This is a genomic window from Bradyrhizobium sp. Mp27 (assembly GCF_029953005.1).
GTDB lineage: Bacteria > Pseudomonadota > Alphaproteobacteria > Rhizobiales > Xanthobacteraceae > Bradyrhizobium > Bradyrhizobium barranii.
Map to the genome: position 1 here is coordinate 1 of NZ_JASAUS010000570.1, position 772 is coordinate 772.

Annotated in this window: 1 pseudogene; it reads left to right on the forward strand. The window is 58.8% G+C overall.

Annotated elements, in window-relative coordinates:
* Positions 1 to 643, forward strand: a pseudogene (locus QJT78_RS51785) (transposase); the annotation flags it as partial.
* Positions 644 to 772: the final 129 nt, after the last annotated feature.

Genomic DNA, 772 nt, shown 5'->3' on the forward strand with positions numbered 1-772 from the left:
GACATAGTCGCAATCTGGTTCGCCAAATTAGCCGCGGCGGCGGTACGGATATGTTCCGCAGCCGTCAAAGCACTCTGGATGGGTACCTGCCGTTCCTGGACGCGCAGTGGTCAGGCGGCTGTCGCAACGGCGCCGAACTCTGGCGCCGTTTGAGGGGGCAAGGCTTTAAGGGATCGCTGCGGGTGGTGGCGGAATGGGCCACGCGACGGCGGCGCGCCGAGACTATCAGCCGTCAACAATTGCAGAAGGTCCCCGCCGCCAGGACGATAGCGCAGCTGCTGACGACAAAGCGCGACCACCTAAGCAAGGCCGAGACCGTAACGGTTGCCGCTATTGAACAAAGCGTTCCTATGCTGGCCGATGCCCACGCTCTCGTTGGCCGCTTCCACGCGATGATCCGAAAGAGGGCCGAGATCGAGCTCGAACCTTGGATAGATGAATCCAAGCGGAGCCTCATTGGCTCGTTTGCGAATGGCATCGCCAAAGAGCCAAAGATAAGGGCGCGGTGCACGCGGCTATCACGCAACCATGGTCCAATGGCCAAGTGGAAGCTCAGATCACCAAACTCAAGCTGGTCAAACGGCAGATGTACGGGCGCGCTAAGCTCGATCTCCTTCAGGCTAGGCTGATTGGCGCGCCATAAAAACAAACATGATCATCGAATCCCCGCGGGTCACTTCAAATTCCTCCGGGTGTGGTCAGTCAAATTCCTCCACCCGCGAGGCAGGACAAGGGACTGTTAGTTTGAGTTTGTTTCCCGGGCAAGAGCTTC